Origin of the sequence: Microbacterium arabinogalactanolyticum (assembly GCF_030268005.1) — a bacterium.
Classification (GTDB): Bacteria; Actinomycetota; Actinomycetes; order Actinomycetales; family Microbacteriaceae; genus Microbacterium; species Microbacterium arabinogalactanolyticum.
In genome coordinates, this window is sequence record NZ_BRZC01000004.1 from 934,545 (window position 1) to 951,131 (window position 16,587).

Here is a 16,587-nt window from a genome sequence, read left to right on the forward strand (position 1 = left end):
TCAGCCCTTCACTTCGTTGACGATGGCTCGTTGTATCGAGACGATAGCGCGTCCTCGGCGCCCCGAGATGCAGCGAGGGTCCGAAGAGTCGCGGTCACCTCGCGCTCCCAGTACACCGCGGCCCTGTTCGCGCCGCGGGCGTGCACCTCGGCGGCGCGGGCCGCGGAGGGGGCGGGGAGACCGATCGGATGCCCGGACGCGGCCACCACGTCGATGACGCGCTGGACGGTGGAGTCCAGCTCCCCCGCGCGATCAGCCCGCGCGAGATCGTCCGCGAGATCTGTCGGGCCGATCCACGCCCCCTCGAAGAGCGGATGCGCGGCGAACTGCTCGATGGCGTCCACGGCATCCGTCGTCTCGACGAGCACGGAGAGCACGGGCACGTGCGCATAGGCGGTGCCGTAGCGCGAAGCGGGCGACACCTGCCGGGGGCGCTCCCCCTCGGGAGGGAATCGGGTCGCACGATGAGCGCTCTCGAGCTCTTCGACGCGGCGCACGCGCGGGAGCACCAGTTCGTCGGCGCCGGTGTTGGCGAAGGCCAGCAGGCAGTCGTCGTCCAGGGCGGGAACGCGGATGCCGACGCGCACCCCACTGCCGCGGAGTCGCTGCACGGCGTCGGCGCAGGCCGCGACCGTGATACCGGTCTGCTCGGCGTCGATGACGATCGAATCGATCCCGGCGACCTCGAGCAGGCCGAGCAGAGTCGGCGTGGGGTCGGCGGTGATCAGCCCGACCTCATCGCGGAGCGGTGCGTGCGCGTTCATTCGTCGCACACGAACTGCCAGTCGGCGGGCTTGCTCATCCCGACCACCATCTCGATGTTCTCGTCGGTGTCGTTGGTGATGCCGTGGCTCGTGGCGCGCGGGATGTAGATCCCGTCGCCGGGGCGCGCCCGGTAGTCGGTGCCGTCGAGATGCACGATCGGCGTGCCCGAGATGATCACGTAGAACTCGGAGACGTCCGGGTGATGGTGGCACAGATGGTGCTGCCCGGGCAGGATCCGCCCGAGGCTCACGTTGAGGTCGTCGGAACCGCTCAGGTCGCGGGAGATCAGGTTGCAGACCTGCCCCTGGTCGCGCTGACCCTTCAGCCCGATCTTGGCGAGGTCGCTGTACCCGATGTCGTGCGCGTTGTGCACGAGACGGGAGATGTCCGCCGGCGGACGGCCCATGTCAGCGCGCCTCCTCGAGCTCGCGCGAGCTCCCGGCGGGAGCGTGCTCCAGCCACCAGCGCGCGATCTCCTCACGCGTCGCGAACCAGACGCCCTGCTGCTCCTGCGCATAGGCGAGGAAGCGGCGCACGGCCATCGCGACACTGGGGCGGCCTCCGATGCGCAGGTGCACGCCGACCGACATCATCCGGGGCGTCTCCGCCCCCTCGATGAGCAGGCAGTCGAGGGTGTCGCGCAGTACGGCGAAGTAGTCGTCGGGACTGCCGAGGCTGCCGCTCCCCCAGAAACGGGCGTCGTTCGTGTCGCCGGAGTAGGGCACGACCAGGTGCGGACCCTGCTCTGTGTCCACGTAATAGGGCAGGTCGTCGGAGTAGGAGTTGGAGTCGTAAAGGAACCCCTCCTGCGCCAGGACGTCACGGGTCTCCTCGGTGATGCCCTCTCGGACGTACCATCCGGTGGGCCGCACACCGGCGGTCTCTTCGATGGAGGCGACGCAGCGGCGGATCTCGGCCCGCTGCTCCTCGGCCGTCATGCCGACCAGGCCGCGCCACTTGTACCCGTGCCCGCAGATCTCGTGCCCGTCGCGGACGATCGCACGCGCCGCCTCGGGGTTGCGCTCCAGGGCGACCCCGCAGGCCATGACGGTGGAGCGAACCCCGAACTCGCGGAACATGCCGAGGTAGCGCCAGATGCCCACGCGGCTGCCGTACTCGAAGAACGACTCCTTCATCAGGCTGCGACGGCTGGGGTCGGCTGACCAGCCGCCGAAGATCGAGATGTCCTCGTCGCGCTCGTCGCCGGCCTCGATCGACAGCTCGGCGCCCTCCTCGTAGTTCAGCACCAGCGAGACCGCCACACGCGCGCCGTTCGGCCAGCCCACGACGGGCGGGTGCTCTCCGTATCCGATGAGATCACGCATGGTCGGTGCTTCTTCCTCCGAGACCGGGCGGCAGCATCCTTGCGTTCACTCCGGTAGTCCAATCTTCATTATAGTGAATTCTCACTGGCCGAGCCCCCTGCCCTGATACACGGCTCGGTGCGCCGCGAGAGAGGTGCGCAGCATTCCGTCGACATCGTCGATGACGTTGCCGTGCGCGGGTCCGATGAAGCCGGTCGGATGCTCGTCGAGCAGGCCCTCGATGGCCGTGAAGGCGTCGCTGACGTCGACGAACTTCGTCCAGTAGAGAGCCCGGCCCGTGCCGTACGCCGCCTGCGCCACGGACGGGGGCTCGGGCATCTCCCCGGAGAAGAGACGGCATTGACCGGGGAGATGCGCCGGCTCGTCGGCCTCCTCGTCCGGCGACGGGACGTCGTGGATGAACGAGAAGCCGTCGGAGACGAAGAGCACCCCGGCTCCGGAGTCCCACGCCCAGGTGGTGTTCTCCAGATCGCGGATGTGCGCGGGAATCAGAACAAGCTCCCGTCCGCCGAGATCCACGGACTGCCCGGCGGGGACCGCGCGCAGGCGATCGGCGAACTCCGGGAAGTGCAGATGGTAATCGCGCACCTCGCCGAGGACGGTCGCCTGCGGGAACCGCTCCATCAGCGCGGGCAGGTTCCCCGCGTGCGGGATCTCGGGGTGGGTGGGGACGAGGTAGTCGAGGGTCCGCCCTGCGAGAGCCTCGTCGAGCTGAGCCAGGACCACCGCGCGATGCGCAGGGTCGCCGGTGTCGATCAGCGCGGTGCGCTCCTCGCCGATCACCAGATAGGCGTTGACGTGGTAGTGCACCTCCTCGCCGTGGCCGAAGGCGGACAGGCATCCGCCCAGCCAGTACACGCCGTCGGCGATCCGGCGGGGCGACTCGAACACGGCGGTCATGACAGTCCGATCCTCTCGATGGCGGCGGAGAGCGCGGCGGTCTGCTCCGCCACCTCCTCGCCCTCGAACGACCGGCCGTACCCGGGACCGATCAGTGAGATCCGTCTCTCCGCGACGACCGACCGCACGTGCGCCGCGATGTCCCCGGTCTCCGCGCGGGTGAACCAGCGGAACTTCGCCAGGCCGTTCTCGGCCGGCCCGTCACCGTGGGTGAAGGCGTCCGAGGTGAGCAGCGTGCCCGTCTCCGGCTCGTGCACCCACAGGGTGGGCAGCAGCCGCATCATCGGGGAGATGAGCTCGATGCGCATGCCGGGGTGCGGTTCGATCCACTGCGACGCGCCCGGCTCGACGCTCACGCGCCGCACCTCCGCGTGCGAGCGCGGCACGGTGATGCCCCCGGTGTACCAGACCGCGGCGATCGGGAACCGCGACTCGATGGCCGGCAGGTTCAGGCAGCACTCCATCTCGGTGCGGGTGAGCAGAACCGAGAGCGGGACGCCGCCGTCGTACAGCTCCCGCAGGGCGGAGAGCACCTCCTGCTCGTGGGCGCGGATGCCCGTGTCCACCAGCAGTGCACCGGTCTCGCCGATGATGAGATAACAGCTGACGGGCTGCGAGGCCCGCACCCCCGGAGGGCACCAGCTCACTCGCTCGTCGAGGTCGATGTCACCGCCGAGGCGGTGCACTGTGGTGGCCGACATCAGCGTGCCCCGCTCAGCGAGCGGCGCTCTCCCAGACCGCGATGGCCTCGTCCAGCGAGCAGTGGTCGTGGCGGGCGCGCATGACGGTCAGCGCCGCCTCGTGCACGGTCTCGTCGTACGCGCCGACCGCGTCGTCGATCAGCACCGCGTAGAAGTCGTTGGAGCCCGCATCTCGCAGCGTCGCCTCGACGCATCCGCCTGTCGACACCCCGACGATCGCGACCGACTCGATGCCCTGGCTGCGCAGCAGCATGGCCAGCTCGGTGCCGACGAACGCGCTCTGGCGGCGCTTGCGGATGACGATCTCATCGCCTTCGGGCTCGCATGCCTCGGTGAACTCCGTGAGCGGGTCCCCCTTGGCGCTGAGCCTGCCGAGGTCGGTCGAGCGGCCCTGACCCACGGTGTACAGGGCCCGCAACCAGGCTGCCGTCGAGCTCTTGCCGTCGGGCAGGTTCTCGACGCAGATGTGGAAGATCGGCACGCCGTTCGCCCGGGCGGCCCTGATCGCGCGACCGCACTGGTCGACGATACGCGGCATCATGCTCATGTCGTGGCCCGAGTCCGCGATGGCCCCGCCCTTGGAGACCGCGCCCTTCTGCATGTCGATGACGACCAGTGCGGTCGTGGCCGGGTCCAGCAGTTCAGCGAAGGTGTCGCGCACCTGCTTGCCGCAGATCTCGATCATGTCGTTCTCCTTTCAGACCCGGTGCCGGCCGGGATCGCTCTCCGACCGGCACCGGGGTGATGTCATCTCGTCAGCCGCCGAGGGCGGCGAAGTAGATCTGGTTGTTGGTGAGCGGATTCGCCCCGGTCAGGCCCTTCTGCCTCGCGAGCATGTTCTTGGTCTGCACGAGCGCGAGGATCGGCGAGCCCTCGTCGATGTAGTCCGCGGCGTCCTGCAGCAGCGTCTTGCGATCGGCCTCGCTGGTCTTGACATCGGCCATCTTCAGACGGGCCTCGTCGAAGCGGGGGTCGGCCCAGCCGGTGCTGTTGCTCGGAGCGCCGCCGGCGTAGAACGCGTAGCTGTAGAACGCCGGATCGTTGATGACGATCGGCTCGGAGTAGAGGATCGCCTGATAGCGGCCATCGATCACGGCGGTGGAGAAGTCCGTGGTGCTCGCGATGTTCTTCAGCGCGACGCGGATGCCCACATCCTTGAGCATCGACTGGATCAGCACCGCCGAGCGTTCGGCCACCGGGCCGGGACGCGTGACGCTGTAGCTCAGCTCCATGTCGAACCCGTCCGGGTAACCGGCATCCGCCAGCGCCTTCTTGGCCGCTGCCTTGTCGAAGGTGTAGCTCGGAGTCGCCTTCACACCGGGGAAGATCGCCTTCGACGGCTCACCGTAGCCCGAGTACGCACCCTTGACCAGAGCAGCACGGTCGATCGCCTGCGAGACGGCGCGACGCACCGCGGGGTCGGCGAGGGGTCCGGTCTTGGTGTTGATCATGAGCGTGTCGCGCGTCTGTCCGACGCAGTCGAGCACCTGCACGCCGGGGGCCTTCGCGAGCGAGGCGTACTGGTCGTACTCGAACGACCCGGCCACCTGGGCCTCACCGGACTCGACGAGCTGGCTGCGGGTGGCTGTGTTCGACACGGCCTTGATGACGACGCGCTTGACGGAGCCGCGCTTGCCCTCCCAGTGCGAGTCGGCCTTCAGCGTGAGCGACGTGCCGGGGGTGAACTCCTCGAGGTCCCAGCCGGAGTAGTCCGCGAGGTTCTTGGAGAGCCAGTCGTTGGCCGTCGGGTCGTCCGCGGTCGCGTGCTTCTTGGCCTCGACGCTGTCGTGGATGTAGAACAGGTTGTTCTGCAGCGACGCGAGCGTGTACGAGGTGACGACCTTGGTGTTCAGCTGGATGGTGTGCTCATCGATGATCTTGGTGAGGTTGTCGACATCGAACCCGCTCGTGGTCAGCGTGCCCTTCATGACCGGCTGACGGACCATGCCGATCTGAAGGCTCCACGCGACGTCCTCGGCCGAGAGCTTGTTGCCCCACTGGCTGGTCAGGTCGCGGAGCTTGACGATGACGCCGGTGCCGTCGGGGTTGAGCTCGGCGCTCTCGGCGAGGCGTCCGGTGAGGTCGGTCGACGGCTTGAGGCAGCTCTCCTCGGAGCCGGCTCCCTTGTACGCCATCAGCTGCGAGCCGAGGCCGCTGAGGACGACGTGGGAGGCACTGCCGCCCCACGGCGAGGGGGTCAGGCTGTCGGGAACCGCCCCGACGGCGACGACGACACTCTCGGGCTTCGACGCGGCCGGAGCCGTCCCGTCGGACGACGGTGTGCCGGAGCACCCCGTGACGACCAGCGAGACCGCCGCGGCGACTGCGCCGAGGAGAGCCAGACGTGAATGCTTCATTGCATGTTCCGTTCTGATTTCGGGTATTGCAGGGGTGGGTGGGGGCGAGCGGTGACCGACCTCAGTAGCGGTAGGCCTGCTTGTGGCCCGCTCGGATGATGGGCTCGACATCGCGGACGTTCGTGATGACGTTCCCGTGGGTGGGTGCGACGATCTCGACGCCGAGCTCGTCCACGAGCGCCAGGACGCGGTCGTAGACGCGATCGGCGTCGTTGTTGAATCGCGCCCAGTACAGTGCGCTGCCGGTGAAGAACGCGGCGTTCTCGACGGCGATGGGCTGGGAGAGTTCGTCCGTGGTGAGCGCGCACTCCCCCGGGAGGTGCAGCGGATCCTCGTCATCGAGCTCGGGACGGTGCATGTAGCAGAACCCGTCGGCTGTGAACATGACCTTCTCGCGCGACGCGACCGCCCACTGGGTGTTCGGGAGGTCGCGGATCATCGCTTCGACGATGCGCACCTCCTGTCCACCGCCGAGGTCGATCACGTCACCGGGGACGCGCGAGTTCAGGTTCGGCACGATCTGCGGGTAGAAGAGGTGGTAGTCGTGCATGTCGCCGACCACCTTGATGTCGGGGTACTTCTCGACGAGCCGGGGCAGGTTGCCGGTGTGCGGCAGCTCGGGGTGCGTCGGGAAGACGTAGGTGAGCGGCTCGTCTCCCAGAAGCTCGTCGAGCTTGGCGGAGATGGTGGGCCAGCTGGACGGGTTTCCGGTGTCGACGATCATCGACGCCTCGGTGCCCTTGACCACGTATGCCGAGTTGTGGCCGTGGATGACGCGGTCCGCGAGGTGGAAGGGCAGGCAGGCGCCCATCCAGAAGACACCCGGCCTGATCTCCCGGGGGAACTCGGCGGCCATCGTCTCGGTGATGATGTTCTCCATGGCGATGTCTCCTAGGCGGCGTCGTCGGCCAGTGCGGCCAGCATGAGGTCGAGGTGGCGGCGGACGCTGGCGCGCCCGCGGATGACGGCGCCGCGCGAGGGAGCGATGGCCTCGGGATCGAAGCGGTCGAAGGTCTCCACGAGCCAGTCGCGCAGCGGGTGCTTCGTCGCACGGGGAAGCCACTCGTACTTGGCGAACAGATGCGCGGCGACCTGCGCCGGCGTCGTGTCGTCCTGCACGGTGTCGTCGATGAAGCGGTAGCCGTCGGGACGGTCCATGACCCCGTGCGTGAAGGTGTCCGAAGTGAACAGCGCGCCGGTCTTCTCGTCCCAGCCCCAGAAGGTGGGGAGCAGGCGCAGCAGCGGCGACTGGACGTCGAGGATGCGGCCGGGAGCGACCTCGATGGTCATCGAGCGCTCGAGCGCATCGCCCTCGGCGGTGCGGGTCCCGTCGATCTGCTGGCGGCGCCCGCGGAGGGCCATCCTGCTCACGTCATCGAATGCGTCGAACGGGTTGATGACACCGCCGGTGAACAGCCGGAGGATGTCGAAGCGGCGCGCGATGGGCTCGAGGTTGGAGACGCAGTCCATCTCGGGGCGGGTGAAGAACATCGAGACGCCGCCGCCCTCTCCGATCAGCTCCGCGATGTCGTCGAGCACCTGCTCGCTGTGCACTGCCAGCCCCGAGTCGATGAGGAGGTGGTCCTCCCCCTCCGACAGCAGGTAGCAGTTCGACGCCTGGTAGCCGGTCGATCCGCGCGGGACCCAGCTGACGAGATCGCTGAGCTCGTAGGCTCCGCCGAGGACGGTCAGTCCGCCGTCATGCACTTTAGTGAACATGGCTTCAATCTATTGAAGATGGACGATGGTTGTCAAGACCCGGGGCACGGTTTCCGCAGGCGCGGAGCGGGCTCAGGCGGCCGTCGCAACGGCGGACTGCGGAGGGGCCTCGCGGCGACGCGGAGCGACGTTCTGCCGCGTGCGCGGGTCGAGCAGGGTGATGAGGGTGTCCAGCACCACGTAGCCGAGCAGGCTGGTCGCGCCCATCACGAGCACGAAGCCCTGGATGACCGGCACATCGCCCTTCAGCACGCCATCGAGGGACCAGCCCCCGATTCCGGGCCACGAGAACACGCTCTCGATGATCGCCGCGCCGCTGAGCGACGCGGCGAACAGCAGCACCATGTACGTCATCAGGGCACCGCGCACATCGGTGAGCGCGTACCGGAAGACCTGCCCCGGACGAAGTCCGCAGGCGCGGGCGAACTCGATCTGCGGCGACCCCAGGATCTGCAGCATCCCGGTGCGCACCGTCTTGCCGAACGCCGCCGCGAAGAACAGCCCGATGGTCACCGTCGGCAGCACGGCGCGACTGAGGATGGAGCCCACGGTCCCCCACTGGCCGGCGATCACGGCATCCACGGGAACCCAGCCGGTCACCTTCGGCGGCGGCGAGTCGAGGGCCGAGAGCATGCCCAGCGGAGCCGGCGCGATCTTCAGCTGCTGGTAGAAGATGAACAGCAGGATCAGCGCGAGCACGAACTCCGGCATCGCCATGAGGATCGACACCACCACGCCGAACGTGCGGTCGGGCAGGCGTCCCACGCGGTACGCGGCGACCGCGCCCATCGCCAGGCCGATGATCAGCGCGAGGATCAGTCCCGGGACCAGGTAGACGAGCGTGTTGGGGAGCCGGGTCCAGAGCTCCTCGGACACCGAGCTCCCGGTGAAGAACGACGTTCCCAGGTCGCTGTGCAGGACCCGCACCAGGTAGTCGAGGTACCGCTCGAGGAAGGGCTTGTCCAGGCCCAGCTGCTCGTTGATCCTGGCGACGTCCTGCGGGGTGGCGAACTCGCCGAGCAGCGCCTTGGCAGGGTCGCCGGGCAGCAGGGAGACCAGCCCGAAGCTGAGCGTGATCAGACCCCACAGCAGCAGGACGGCGATGATCAGACGGGAGATGATGTAGCGGATCATGATTCTCCTGAGACGTCGAGGTCGTCCAGCACGGCCGCGCGTCCGCGGTACGGGATCGGCGGCATGGCCGCTGCCATGAGATTGCGGGTGTAGTCCTCGACCGGGGCATCCAGCACCTGCTGCGCGGTGCCGCTCTCCACGAAGCGGCCGTGGTGCATGACCACGACGCGCGAGCAGAAATGCCGCACTGTCTCGATGTCGTGCGAGATGAACACGTAGGTCAGGCCGCGCGACTCGCGCAGCCGGTTCAGCATCCGCAGCGTGGACGCGCGGATCGTGAGATCCAGGGATGCCGTCGGCTCGTCGAGCACGACCAGCGACGGGTCGGTGACCAGCGCCCGGGCGATGCCGACACGCTGCTGCTGACCACCGCTGAGATTGGCGGGACGACGATCCAGGAAATCCGGCGAGAGCCCGACCTCCTGCAGCGTCGATGTCACGCGTTCGCGCCGAGCGGCGCGGCCACCGTAGCCGCCGTGCACGATGAGCGGCTCCTCGACGATCTGGCCGATGGTCAGGCGCGGGTTCAGCGAGGCGTACGGCTCCTGGAACACGATCTGCCAGCGGTGGCGATGGCGGCGCAGCTCGCGTCTGCTGAGTGCGCGGATGTCCTGCCCCTCGAGCACGACGGAGCCGCTGTCGGCATCGTAGAGACGCAGGATCAGCCGGCCCAGGGTCGACTTGCCCGACCCCGATTCGCCGATGATGCCCAGGCACTCGCCCTGCTCCACCGAGAGCGAGACCCCGTCCACAGCGACCTTGGCGCCGCCGTGGGGCAGGGCGAAGGTCTTGGTGACGTCGGTGAGTTCGATCAGTGCCATCTCAGTACTCCATGACCTTGGGCCGGGCGCCGACGGTGGCGATGTTCCTGGTGCCGCCCGCGGGCGACTCCTCCGGACGCACCACGGAGTCCAGCAGGGAGGCCGTGTACTCGTGCTCCGGTGTCACGAAGACGCGGGACACCGGCCCCTGCTCGACGATCCGCCCCTGGTACATGACCAGGACGCGGTCGCAGTAGTTGGCGACGACACCGAGGTCGTGGGTCACGATCAGCATCGATCGGCCGCTGTCGACGGTCAGCCTGGTGAGGGTGTCCAGCACCTGGCGCTGCACCGTGAGGTCGAGCGCGGTGGTCGGCTCGTCCGCGATCACGAGGCGGGGGTTGAGGAACAGCGCCATGGCGATGACCACGCGCTGCGCCATTCCGCCGCTGAGCTCGTGCGCGTAGCCGCGGATGACGCGCTCGGCGTCCTTCACGCCGGTGGCCTCGAGCAGGTCCACCGCGCGACGGTGCAGTTCCTGGCCGCGCGGCGCGCCGTGCGCCTTGGCGATGTTGTCGAACTGCTTCTCGATCCGCAGCACCGGATTCAGCGCGCTGAAGGGGTTCTGGGCGACGAAGCCGATCTCCTTCCCGCGGATCCGGCGCAGCTCGCGCTCCTTGAGGTCCAGCAACGAGGTGCCGTAGAAGTCGACGTGCCCCTCGGTCACCTTCCCCGGAGGCATCAGCAGCTTGATGATGGAGCGGACGACCGTGGACTTGCCGGAACCGGATTCGCCGACGATGCCCACCACCTCGCTCTCGCCGACGCCGAACGAGACGCCGTGCAGCGCGCGGATGGAGGTCGTCCTGTTCTCGAAATCGGTGACCAGGCCGGTCACTTCCAAGCCGCTCATCGGGCACGCTCCACTCGCTCGATCCGGTTCTCGATCGCACCGGCGATCACGTTGAACGAGGCGATCACCAGCAGCATCGCCAGGGTGGGGAACGCGGCGGCCCACCACTCCCCGCGGATCAGCATGCTCGCGCCGTCACTGATCATGGCGCCCCAGGTGGGGACAGGCGGGTTCACTCCGACGCCGAGGAAGTTCAGTGCGGCGATCGTGCCGAGCGCGTTCGCGGCTGTGAGCGTGGCCTGCACGAGCACCACGCCATAGGCGTTGCGGAAGACGTGGTTGAACGCCACGCGCATCGGCGAGCATCCGATGGCGACGGCGGCCTCGACGTAGCGGGAGGAGCGCAGGGCGATGGCGGATGCCCGGGACAGGCGCACGAAGCGCGGAGCGCCGACGATCGCGATCGCGAGGATGACGTTCCAGGCGCCGCCGCCCATGAGCTGGATCGCGACGATCGCGATGACGATGATCGGCAGCGCCGCGAAGGCGTCGACGACCCGCATGACCGCGTCACCCACCCGCCCGGTGGTGGCGAAGAGGCCGATCGGCACACCGACGACCAGCGCGAGCAGCGTGGCCGCCACGGAGATGGGCACGTCGAGCTTGGCGGCCTCGATCGTGCGAGCGAACACATCCATGCCGTTGCCGTCCGTGCCGAACCAGTGCACCCCGTTGGGTGCGATCCCGATCGCATTCGGGTCCGGGCGGAACGGATCGATCGGGTACGGGCCGATCAGCGCGAACACCGGCAGACCGATGATGACGATCACGGCGATGGTCGCCGCGATCCCGTTCCAGCGCGCGCCCAGGCGGAGCCGGCCCCGCCGGCTCCAGCGCACCGCGCGGATCGACGCCGATGTCGGCGGAGCGGACTGCACGCTCATGAGACCCTGCTGCGGTGTCGGGCGGCTCCGGGAAGCGCGGCGGCCTGCGGCTGATCTGACATGCGGACTCCTGTCGTGACCTCGTCGTCGAGATCCTGAAGCGGATCATCAACTTATTGAAGACACATTCGACGCGAGAGTCAACCCTTGAAGTCGACTACACGCGTAAATCCTGACCTGACGACCCGAGTGCGATGTTTCATCAGAATGAAGAGCTTCACCCAGCATTGACTTCAGCGGCCCTGATCTTCATTATGGTGATGACAACACTTCTTGGTTGAAGACAGGATGGTGCACGACGATGTCCCCCACTCCCTCCCCGGTCCGCTATCTGCTGCACGACGGCGAGCTCATCGACTACGCGGACGCGCAGCTGCACGTGCTCAGCACGAGCACGAAGTACGGCGTCGGCGTCTTCGAGGGCTTCCGCGCGTACTGGAGCGAGGAGGACGGCGAGCTCTACGCGTTCCGCGTCGAGGACCATATGCGCCGGCTGATCGACTCCATGCGGGTCGTCGAGATCGACGGTCCCACCGACACCGCCGTGCTGGCCGATCAGCTGATCGGGCTCATCCGCGCGAACGAGCTGCGCTCGAACCTGCACATGCGCACGCAGGTGTTCGTGGACTCCCCCGACGGCAAGCCGGACGACACCGGTCCCGCGACGGTGTTCATGGCCGCGATCCCGATGGGCAACTACTTCGGCGCGACGGGCCTCGACGTGCAGATCTCCAGTTGGGCCCGCCTCTCGGACCGCGCGATGCCGCCTCGGGTCAAGTCGATCGCCAACTACCAGAACGGACGCCTCGCCCTGCTGGAGGCCAAGCGCAACGGCTACGGAGCGGCGCTGCTGCTCACCGAGAGCGGTCACGTCGCGGAAGGTGCGGGATACAACGTGTTCATGGTGCGCCAGGGCCGGCTCTGCACGCCCCCGTCGACGGACAGCATCCTCGAGGGGATCACCCGCGACAGCGTGCTGCAGCTGGCGAGCACGCAGCTCGGCCTCGACGTCGACATCCGCCCGATCGACCGCACCGAGCTCTACTCGGCCGATGAGATCTTCGTCTGCGGCAGCGCCGCAGAGGTCAACCACGTCACTTCCGTGGATCGCACGAAGATCGGCGACGGCAGCACCGCCGGTCCGATCACGGCGAGCCTGCAGGGCCTGTACGCGGATGCCGTGCGCGGCCGCATCGCCGGCTTCGGCCACTGGGTCACGCCGGTCTACGGCACTGCCTCGGCATGACCGGGATGACGGCGCACGCCGACTTCCTGCACGCCCGGGGCGAGTTCGACCCGGGCGCCGAACCGGTGCTGTCCGTCGCGCAGGGTCAGAGGTTCCGTCTCGAGGCGCGGAGCGTGCTCACCGATCCGCGCTTCGAGACGGCCGAGGACTTCTCGATCTTCTCCATCCCCGTCACGGGGCCCGTGCGCATCGAGGGCGTCCGTCCCGGCGACCTGGTCCGCATCGATGTCCACGACATCCGCATCGCCGAGCGCGGCGGCATGGTCACGATGCCGGGTCGCGGAGGCTTCGGCGAGCCCCTGGAGATGCACGGGATGGTGGTCCCGGTGCACGACGGCTTCGCGCACTTCCCGGATGACGTGCGCGTCCCGATCCGGCCGATGATCGGCAAGATCGGCCTCGCCCCCGAGGGCGACAGCCCGAACTCCTCCACCGTGGGCCGCTACGGCGGCAACATGGACTGCCGCGACATCATCAGCGGCTCCTCCGTCTTCATCACCGCGCAGGTGGACGGCGGCCTGCTCTACGCGGGCGATCTGCACGCCGTGCAGGGCGACGGCGAGTGCTCGCTCACCGCCGTCGAGATGGAGGGCTCGGTCGAGCTGTCCTGCCGCGTCGTGCGCCCCGCTCCCGTGCGCGGACCGGTGGTCTTCGCCGAGGATCGCATGATCGTGCTCGGTGACGGCGAGGACCTCGACGAGGCGGCCACCGTCGCGCTCGACGAGATGATGGCGATCGTGCGCGCCGACCGCGGGTGGACCCGCGAGCGCACCGCCATGCTCCTCTCCGCCGCCGCCGACGTCGCGGTCTCGCAGCTCGTCAACGCCCGCAGGAGCGTGAAGGTCTCCCTCGACACCCGCTACCTGCTCACCGCTCCCTTCCAGACGAAAGAGGACTGACATGTACGACCTCCTCATCACCGGCGGCCTGGTGGTCACCCCCTCCGGCGCCGAGCCGCTGGACATCGCGATCGCCGACGGCCGCATCGCCGCCCTCGCCTTCGCCGGCACCACCCCGCTCGACTCCGCTGCCCGAGTGATCGACGTCGGCGGCAAGCTGGTGGTGCCCGGCGGCGTCGACCCGCACGTGCACACGAACTCCGTGCTGCCCACCGCCGCCGAGAGCGGGATCATGTGCTTCGGAGCGGACCGGGTCAGCGAGGGCGCCATCTACGGCGGCACCACGACTCTGGTCGACTTCGCGCACTGGAAGCCCGGCGACGACCTCTCCGACTCGTTCGCCCGCAAGGCCGCGGAGTGGAACGGCCAGACCTACACGGACTTCGCTCTGCACGGCACGTTCAAGGAGCCCGAGGTTCCGTTCAGCGTGCTGGAGCAGATCCCGGATGCCGTGTGGAACGGCCACGGCAGCTGGAAGGTGTGGATGACCAACACCACCCCCACGCGTCCGCACCAGAAGACCGACCTCGGAAACATGTGGGGCATCATGGAGCAGACCGCCGCCGCGGGCGCCATGCTCGCCGTGCATGCGGAGGATGACGACATCGTCATGTACTCCTACCGCCGTCTCAAGCACCAGGGCGCGATCGGCATCGAGAACATGCACCACGCGCACAACGTGCTGTCCGAGCAGCTGTCGTTCCAGCGCGCGATCACGCTCGCGCGCCACGTGGGCGCCGCGATCTATCTGATGCACGTGAGCGCCAATGTCGGCATCGACGCCATCCGGAAGGCACGCGGCGAGGGCGCGCCGATCTACGGCGAGATCCTGCCGCACTACGCCTACTTCTCCGCGGAGAACTACCGCGAGCCTCACGGCGCGATCTACCACACCTATCCGTCCCTGAAGGATGCCGACGATCGCGACCACATGTGGCCGGCGCTCATCGACGGCACGCTCAGCACGCTCGCCACCGACGGCGTGTGCACGGACTTCGACGTGAAGACGCGAGGCAACACGATCTACGACGCCACGGGCGGTCACGCCGGCGTCGAGATGCGGATGGCCGTCGCGTACACCGAGGGCGTCGTGGGCCGCGGCCTCGACCTCACGCGCTATGTGGACCTCACCTCGGCGAACGCCGCGAAGATCCTGGGGCTGTATCCGCGCAAGGGCGCGATCGCGGTCGGCAGCGACGCCGATCTCGCCGTGATCGACACGGACGTGGACCGGCGGGTCACCGCCGCGGACCTGCACGAGGCCGATTACACGCCGTGGGAGGGGTACCGCACCCGCGCCTGGAACATGATGACGCTGCTGCGCGGCCAGGTGATGGTCGACGACCGCGACCTGGTGGCCGGTCCGGTCGGGGAACTGCAGAGCCAGCGCGTGTCGTCGGACGTGCTCAGCCGTCCGGCCTGCTGAGGGACCGCACATGACGGCGCCGGCCGCCGCGCCGGTGCGGATGCTGGTGATCAGCCTGATGGCGTCGATGCTCGTCGTCTCGTTCAACCAGACCGTGCTGAACACCGCGCTGCCCACCATCATCGCCGAGCTCGGCGGGCTGGACCGCATCGGCTGGATCGTGGCCGCGTTCGTGCTGACGTCCACGCTGAGCATGCCGCTGGCCGGTGCGCTGTCGGACGTGCTCGATCGCAAGCGCCTGCTGCTCGGAGCGAGCATCGTGTTCGGCCTGGGCACGCTGCTCGGCGCGCTGTCCTGGAACCTCGACGTGCTCATCATCGCCCGGCTCGCCCAGGGCATCGGCGGCGGCGGGGTGATGGTGCTGACGCAGACGATCATGGCCGCGGCGGTCCCCTCCCGCGAGCGCGCGAAGTACGCCGGCGCCTTCGGCTCGGTGTGGGCGGTCGCGACCATCAGCGGGGTGCTGATCGGCGGCTGGCTCACCGACGGACCCGGGTGGCGCTGGGTGTTCTGGGGCACCCTCCCCCTGCTGGCGGTGGCGATGGTGCTGGGCGCGAGATTCATCGCGCCGAGCAGGCCGAGTGACGTCCGGGTGCAGCCCGACATCGCCGGCATGCTGCTGCTGTGCATCGCGACGACCGCGCTGGTCACGGCCACCTCCGCCTCGCTCCCCGCCGAGTGGTCATGGTTCATCGGGGCGGTGGGCGCGGGCGCGGTGTGCGCACTCGTGTTCGCCGAGCGAAGGGCCGAGCAGCCGGTGCTGCCCGGCGTCCTGTTCCGCAGCCGCACCTTCGTCCTCGCGACGCTCGCCGGGATGCTGTGCAGCGGCGTCGCCTCGTTCGTGGTGCTCTCCTACCTGCCGTCGTTCGCGCAGATGGTGCTCGGGCTCTCCGCTCTGCAGGCGGGTCTTCTCCTGCTGCCCATGATCGTCGCGACGGTGACCTCGTCCACGCTGACCGGCTTCGCCGTGTCGAGGACGGGTCGGTACATCCTGATCCCGGCTCTCGGCGCCGGCGCCGTGGTGGTCGGGCTGCTGCTGCTCGGGACGCTCGGCCCGGACACGACCCCGCTCCGCCTCTCGCTCTCCGCGGCGCTGCTGGGCGCGGGCATCGGCACGAACGTGCTGCTGCTGACCCTGCTGGCGCAGAACGCCCTTCCGGCACGGAACATCGGCGTGGCGACGGCGGCCAACAACTTCTTCCGGCAGGCGGGCGCGACCATGGGGATATCGCTGGTCGGAGTCGCCTTCGCCTCGCGCCTGCACGACGCGCTGGCATGCGCGCTCGACACGCGCGGCATCCCGCAGCGCGAGGATCTGCCGCTGGCGACGATCTCCCCCGAGCAGCTCGCGCTGCTGGACCCCGGGCTGCGGTCGGCCGTGGCGGAGGCATACGCCTCCGCGCTGCCGCCGCTGTTCCTGGCGCTCATCCCCCTCGCCCTGGCCGCGCTGGTGATGATCCTCGCGCTCGAGCGGCGCCCGCTCGCCGAGTCGCACATCTGACGCACGGCCCCACCCCCGCCGGCGATGGGGTACAAACGAAGAGGGCGTCCGCTCCG

At 68.8% G+C, this 16,587-nt stretch carries 17 protein-coding genes; 4 read left to right on the forward strand and 13 right to left on the reverse strand.

The window, feature by feature from the left end; translation table 11 throughout:
• Positions 1-8: 8 nt before the first annotated feature.
• The 13 genes from MIAR_RS08960 to MIAR_RS09020 all read right to left on the reverse strand — a co-directional run bounded on the left by MIAR_RS08960 (position 9) and on the right by MIAR_RS09020 (position 11,459).
• The gene (locus tag MIAR_RS08960) at positions 9-764 is read right to left on the reverse strand and encodes an aldolase/citrate lyase family protein (protein ID WP_285634394.1); all 756 of its coding nucleotides are present in this window, start codon (positions 762-764) and stop codon (positions 9-11) included.
• Complete coding sequence (locus MIAR_RS08965) at positions 761-1,171, reverse strand: cupin domain-containing protein (protein ID WP_285634395.1); 411 nt, start codon at positions 1,169-1,171, stop codon at positions 761-763. Before MIAR_RS08965 ends, MIAR_RS08960 begins: the two co-directional genes overlap by 4 nt.
• Position 1,172: 1 nt before the next feature.
• Positions 1,173-2,090: a polysaccharide deacetylase family protein gene (locus MIAR_RS08970; RefSeq protein WP_285634396.1), complete on the reverse strand. Its 918-nt coding sequence runs from the start codon at positions 2,088-2,090 to the stop codon at positions 1,173-1,175.
• A gap of 81 nt (positions 2,091-2,171) precedes the next feature.
• A complete protein-coding gene (locus MIAR_RS08975) occupies positions 2,172-2,990 on the reverse strand; it encodes an MBL fold metallo-hydrolase (protein ID WP_285634397.1) in 819 nt (272 codons plus the stop codon).
• A complete protein-coding gene (locus MIAR_RS08980) occupies positions 2,987-3,691 on the reverse strand; it encodes an MBL fold metallo-hydrolase (protein ID WP_285634398.1) in 705 nt (234 codons plus the stop codon). The genes MIAR_RS08975 and MIAR_RS08980 overlap by 4 nt, the downstream gene beginning before the upstream one ends.
• 13 nt (positions 3,692-3,704) lie before the next feature.
• Positions 3,705-4,376, reverse strand: a complete 672-nt coding sequence (locus MIAR_RS08985; RefSeq protein ID WP_285634399.1) for a cysteine hydrolase family protein — start codon at positions 4,374-4,376, stop codon at positions 3,705-3,707.
• 70 nt (positions 4,377-4,446) lie between these two features.
• On the reverse strand, positions 4,447-6,048 hold the full coding sequence (locus MIAR_RS08990; RefSeq protein WP_285634400.1) for an ABC transporter substrate-binding protein: 1,602 nt from the start codon (positions 6,046-6,048) through the stop codon (positions 4,447-4,449).
• Positions 6,049-6,109: 61 nt separating this feature from the next.
• Positions 6,110-6,928, reverse strand: coding sequence for an MBL fold metallo-hydrolase (locus tag MIAR_RS08995; protein WP_285634401.1), 819 nt, complete (start codon positions 6,926-6,928; stop codon positions 6,110-6,112).
• Positions 6,929-6,939: 11 nt separating this feature from the next.
• Positions 6,940-7,767, reverse strand: coding sequence for an MBL fold metallo-hydrolase (locus MIAR_RS09000; protein ID WP_285634402.1), 828 nt, complete (start codon positions 7,765-7,767; stop codon positions 6,940-6,942).
• A 72-nt stretch (positions 7,768-7,839) separates the two neighbouring features.
• The gene (locus MIAR_RS09005) at positions 7,840-8,901 is read right to left on the reverse strand and encodes an ABC transporter permease (protein WP_285634403.1); all 1,062 of its coding nucleotides are present in this window, start codon (positions 8,899-8,901) and stop codon (positions 7,840-7,842) included.
• Positions 8,898-9,722: an ABC transporter ATP-binding protein gene (locus MIAR_RS09010; RefSeq protein WP_285634405.1), complete on the reverse strand. Its 825-nt coding sequence runs from the start codon at positions 9,720-9,722 to the stop codon at positions 8,898-8,900. Before MIAR_RS09010 ends, MIAR_RS09005 begins: the two co-directional genes overlap by 4 nt.
• Position 9,723: 1 nt before the next feature.
• Positions 9,724-10,575 carry an ABC transporter ATP-binding protein gene (locus MIAR_RS09015; RefSeq protein ID WP_285634407.1) on the reverse strand — a complete coding sequence of 284 codons (852 nt, stop codon included), beginning with the start codon at positions 10,573-10,575 and terminating at the stop codon, positions 9,724-9,726.
• Positions 10,572-11,459, reverse strand: a complete 888-nt coding sequence (locus tag MIAR_RS09020) for an ABC transporter permease (RefSeq protein WP_285634409.1) — start codon at positions 11,457-11,459, stop codon at positions 10,572-10,574. Before MIAR_RS09020 ends, MIAR_RS09015 begins: the two co-directional genes overlap by 4 nt.
• A gap of 301 nt (positions 11,460-11,760) precedes the next feature.
• Here MIAR_RS09020 and MIAR_RS09025 point away from each other — a divergent pair, with 301 nt between their 5' ends.
• From MIAR_RS09025 to MIAR_RS09040, 4 genes are read left to right on the forward strand one after another with little or no spacing between them, the layout of a single operon-like run.
• Complete coding sequence (locus MIAR_RS09025; RefSeq protein WP_285634412.1) at positions 11,761-12,705, forward strand: branched-chain amino acid transaminase; 945 nt, start codon at positions 11,761-11,763, stop codon at positions 12,703-12,705.
• The gene (locus MIAR_RS09030) at positions 12,702-13,604 is read left to right on the forward strand and encodes an acetamidase/formamidase family protein (protein WP_285634414.1); all 903 of its coding nucleotides are present in this window, start codon (positions 12,702-12,704) and stop codon (positions 13,602-13,604) included. Before MIAR_RS09025 ends, MIAR_RS09030 begins: the two co-directional genes overlap by 4 nt.
• A 1-nt stretch (position 13,605) precedes the next feature.
• Positions 13,606-15,030 carry a dihydroorotase gene (locus tag MIAR_RS09035; protein WP_285634416.1) on the forward strand — a complete coding sequence of 475 codons (1,425 nt, stop codon included), beginning with the start codon at positions 13,606-13,608 and terminating at the stop codon, positions 15,028-15,030.
• 10 nt (positions 15,031-15,040) lie between these two features.
• On the forward strand, positions 15,041-16,531 hold the full coding sequence (locus tag MIAR_RS09040) for an MFS transporter (RefSeq protein WP_285634419.1): 1,491 nt from the start codon (positions 15,041-15,043) through the stop codon (positions 16,529-16,531).
• Positions 16,532-16,587 lie beyond the last annotated feature (56 nt).

What these genes read in the sequence shown, in the direction of transcription:
- MIAR_RS08960 (WP_285634394.1), bottom strand. Translation starts at nt 764, where the DNA reads ATGAACGCGCACGCACCGCTCCGCGATGAGGTCGGGCTGATCACCGCC.
- MIAR_RS08965 (WP_285634395.1), bottom strand. Translation starts at nt 1,171, where the DNA reads ATGGGCCGTCCGCCGGCGGACATCTCCCGTCTCGTGCACAACGCGCAC.
- MIAR_RS08970 (WP_285634396.1), bottom strand. Translation starts at nt 2,090, where the DNA reads ATGCGTGATCTCATCGGATACGGAGAGCACCCGCCCGTCGTGGGCTGG.
- MIAR_RS08975 (WP_285634397.1), bottom strand. Translation starts at nt 2,990, where the DNA reads ATGACCGCCGTGTTCGAGTCGCCCCGCCGGATCGCCGACGGCGTGTAC.
- MIAR_RS08980 (WP_285634398.1), bottom strand. Translation starts at nt 3,691, where the DNA reads ATGTCGGCCACCACAGTGCACCGCCTCGGCGGTGACATCGACCTCGAC.
- MIAR_RS08985 (WP_285634399.1), bottom strand. Translation starts at nt 4,376, where the DNA reads ATGATCGAGATCTGCGGCAAGCAGGTGCGCGACACCTTCGCTGAACTG.
- MIAR_RS08990 (WP_285634400.1), bottom strand. Translation starts at nt 6,048, where the DNA reads ATGAAGCATTCACGTCTGGCTCTCCTCGGCGCAGTCGCCGCGGCGGTC.
- MIAR_RS08995 (WP_285634401.1), bottom strand. Translation starts at nt 6,928, where the DNA reads ATGGAGAACATCATCACCGAGACGATGGCCGCCGAGTTCCCCCGGGAG.
- MIAR_RS09000 (WP_285634402.1), bottom strand. Translation starts at nt 7,767, where the DNA reads ATGTTCACTAAAGTGCATGACGGCGGACTGACCGTCCTCGGCGGAGCC.
- MIAR_RS09005 (WP_285634403.1), bottom strand. Translation starts at nt 8,901, where the DNA reads ATGATCCGCTACATCATCTCCCGTCTGATCATCGCCGTCCTGCTGCTG.
- MIAR_RS09010 (WP_285634405.1), bottom strand. Translation starts at nt 9,722, where the DNA reads ATGGCACTGATCGAACTCACCGACGTCACCAAGACCTTCGCCCTGCCC.
- MIAR_RS09015 (WP_285634407.1), bottom strand. Translation starts at nt 10,575, where the DNA reads ATGAGCGGCTTGGAAGTGACCGGCCTGGTCACCGATTTCGAGAACAGG.
- MIAR_RS09020 (WP_285634409.1), bottom strand. Translation starts at nt 11,459, where the DNA reads ATGAGCGTGCAGTCCGCTCCGCCGACATCGGCGTCGATCCGCGCGGTG.
- MIAR_RS09025 (WP_285634412.1), top strand. Translation starts at nt 11,761, where the DNA reads ATGTCCCCCACTCCCTCCCCGGTCCGCTATCTGCTGCACGACGGCGAG.
- MIAR_RS09030 (WP_285634414.1), top strand. Translation starts at nt 12,702, where the DNA reads ATGACCGGGATGACGGCGCACGCCGACTTCCTGCACGCCCGGGGCGAG.
- MIAR_RS09035 (WP_285634416.1), top strand. Translation starts at nt 13,606, where the DNA reads ATGTACGACCTCCTCATCACCGGCGGCCTGGTGGTCACCCCCTCCGGC.
- MIAR_RS09040 (WP_285634419.1), top strand. Translation starts at nt 15,041, where the DNA reads ATGACGGCGCCGGCCGCCGCGCCGGTGCGGATGCTGGTGATCAGCCTG.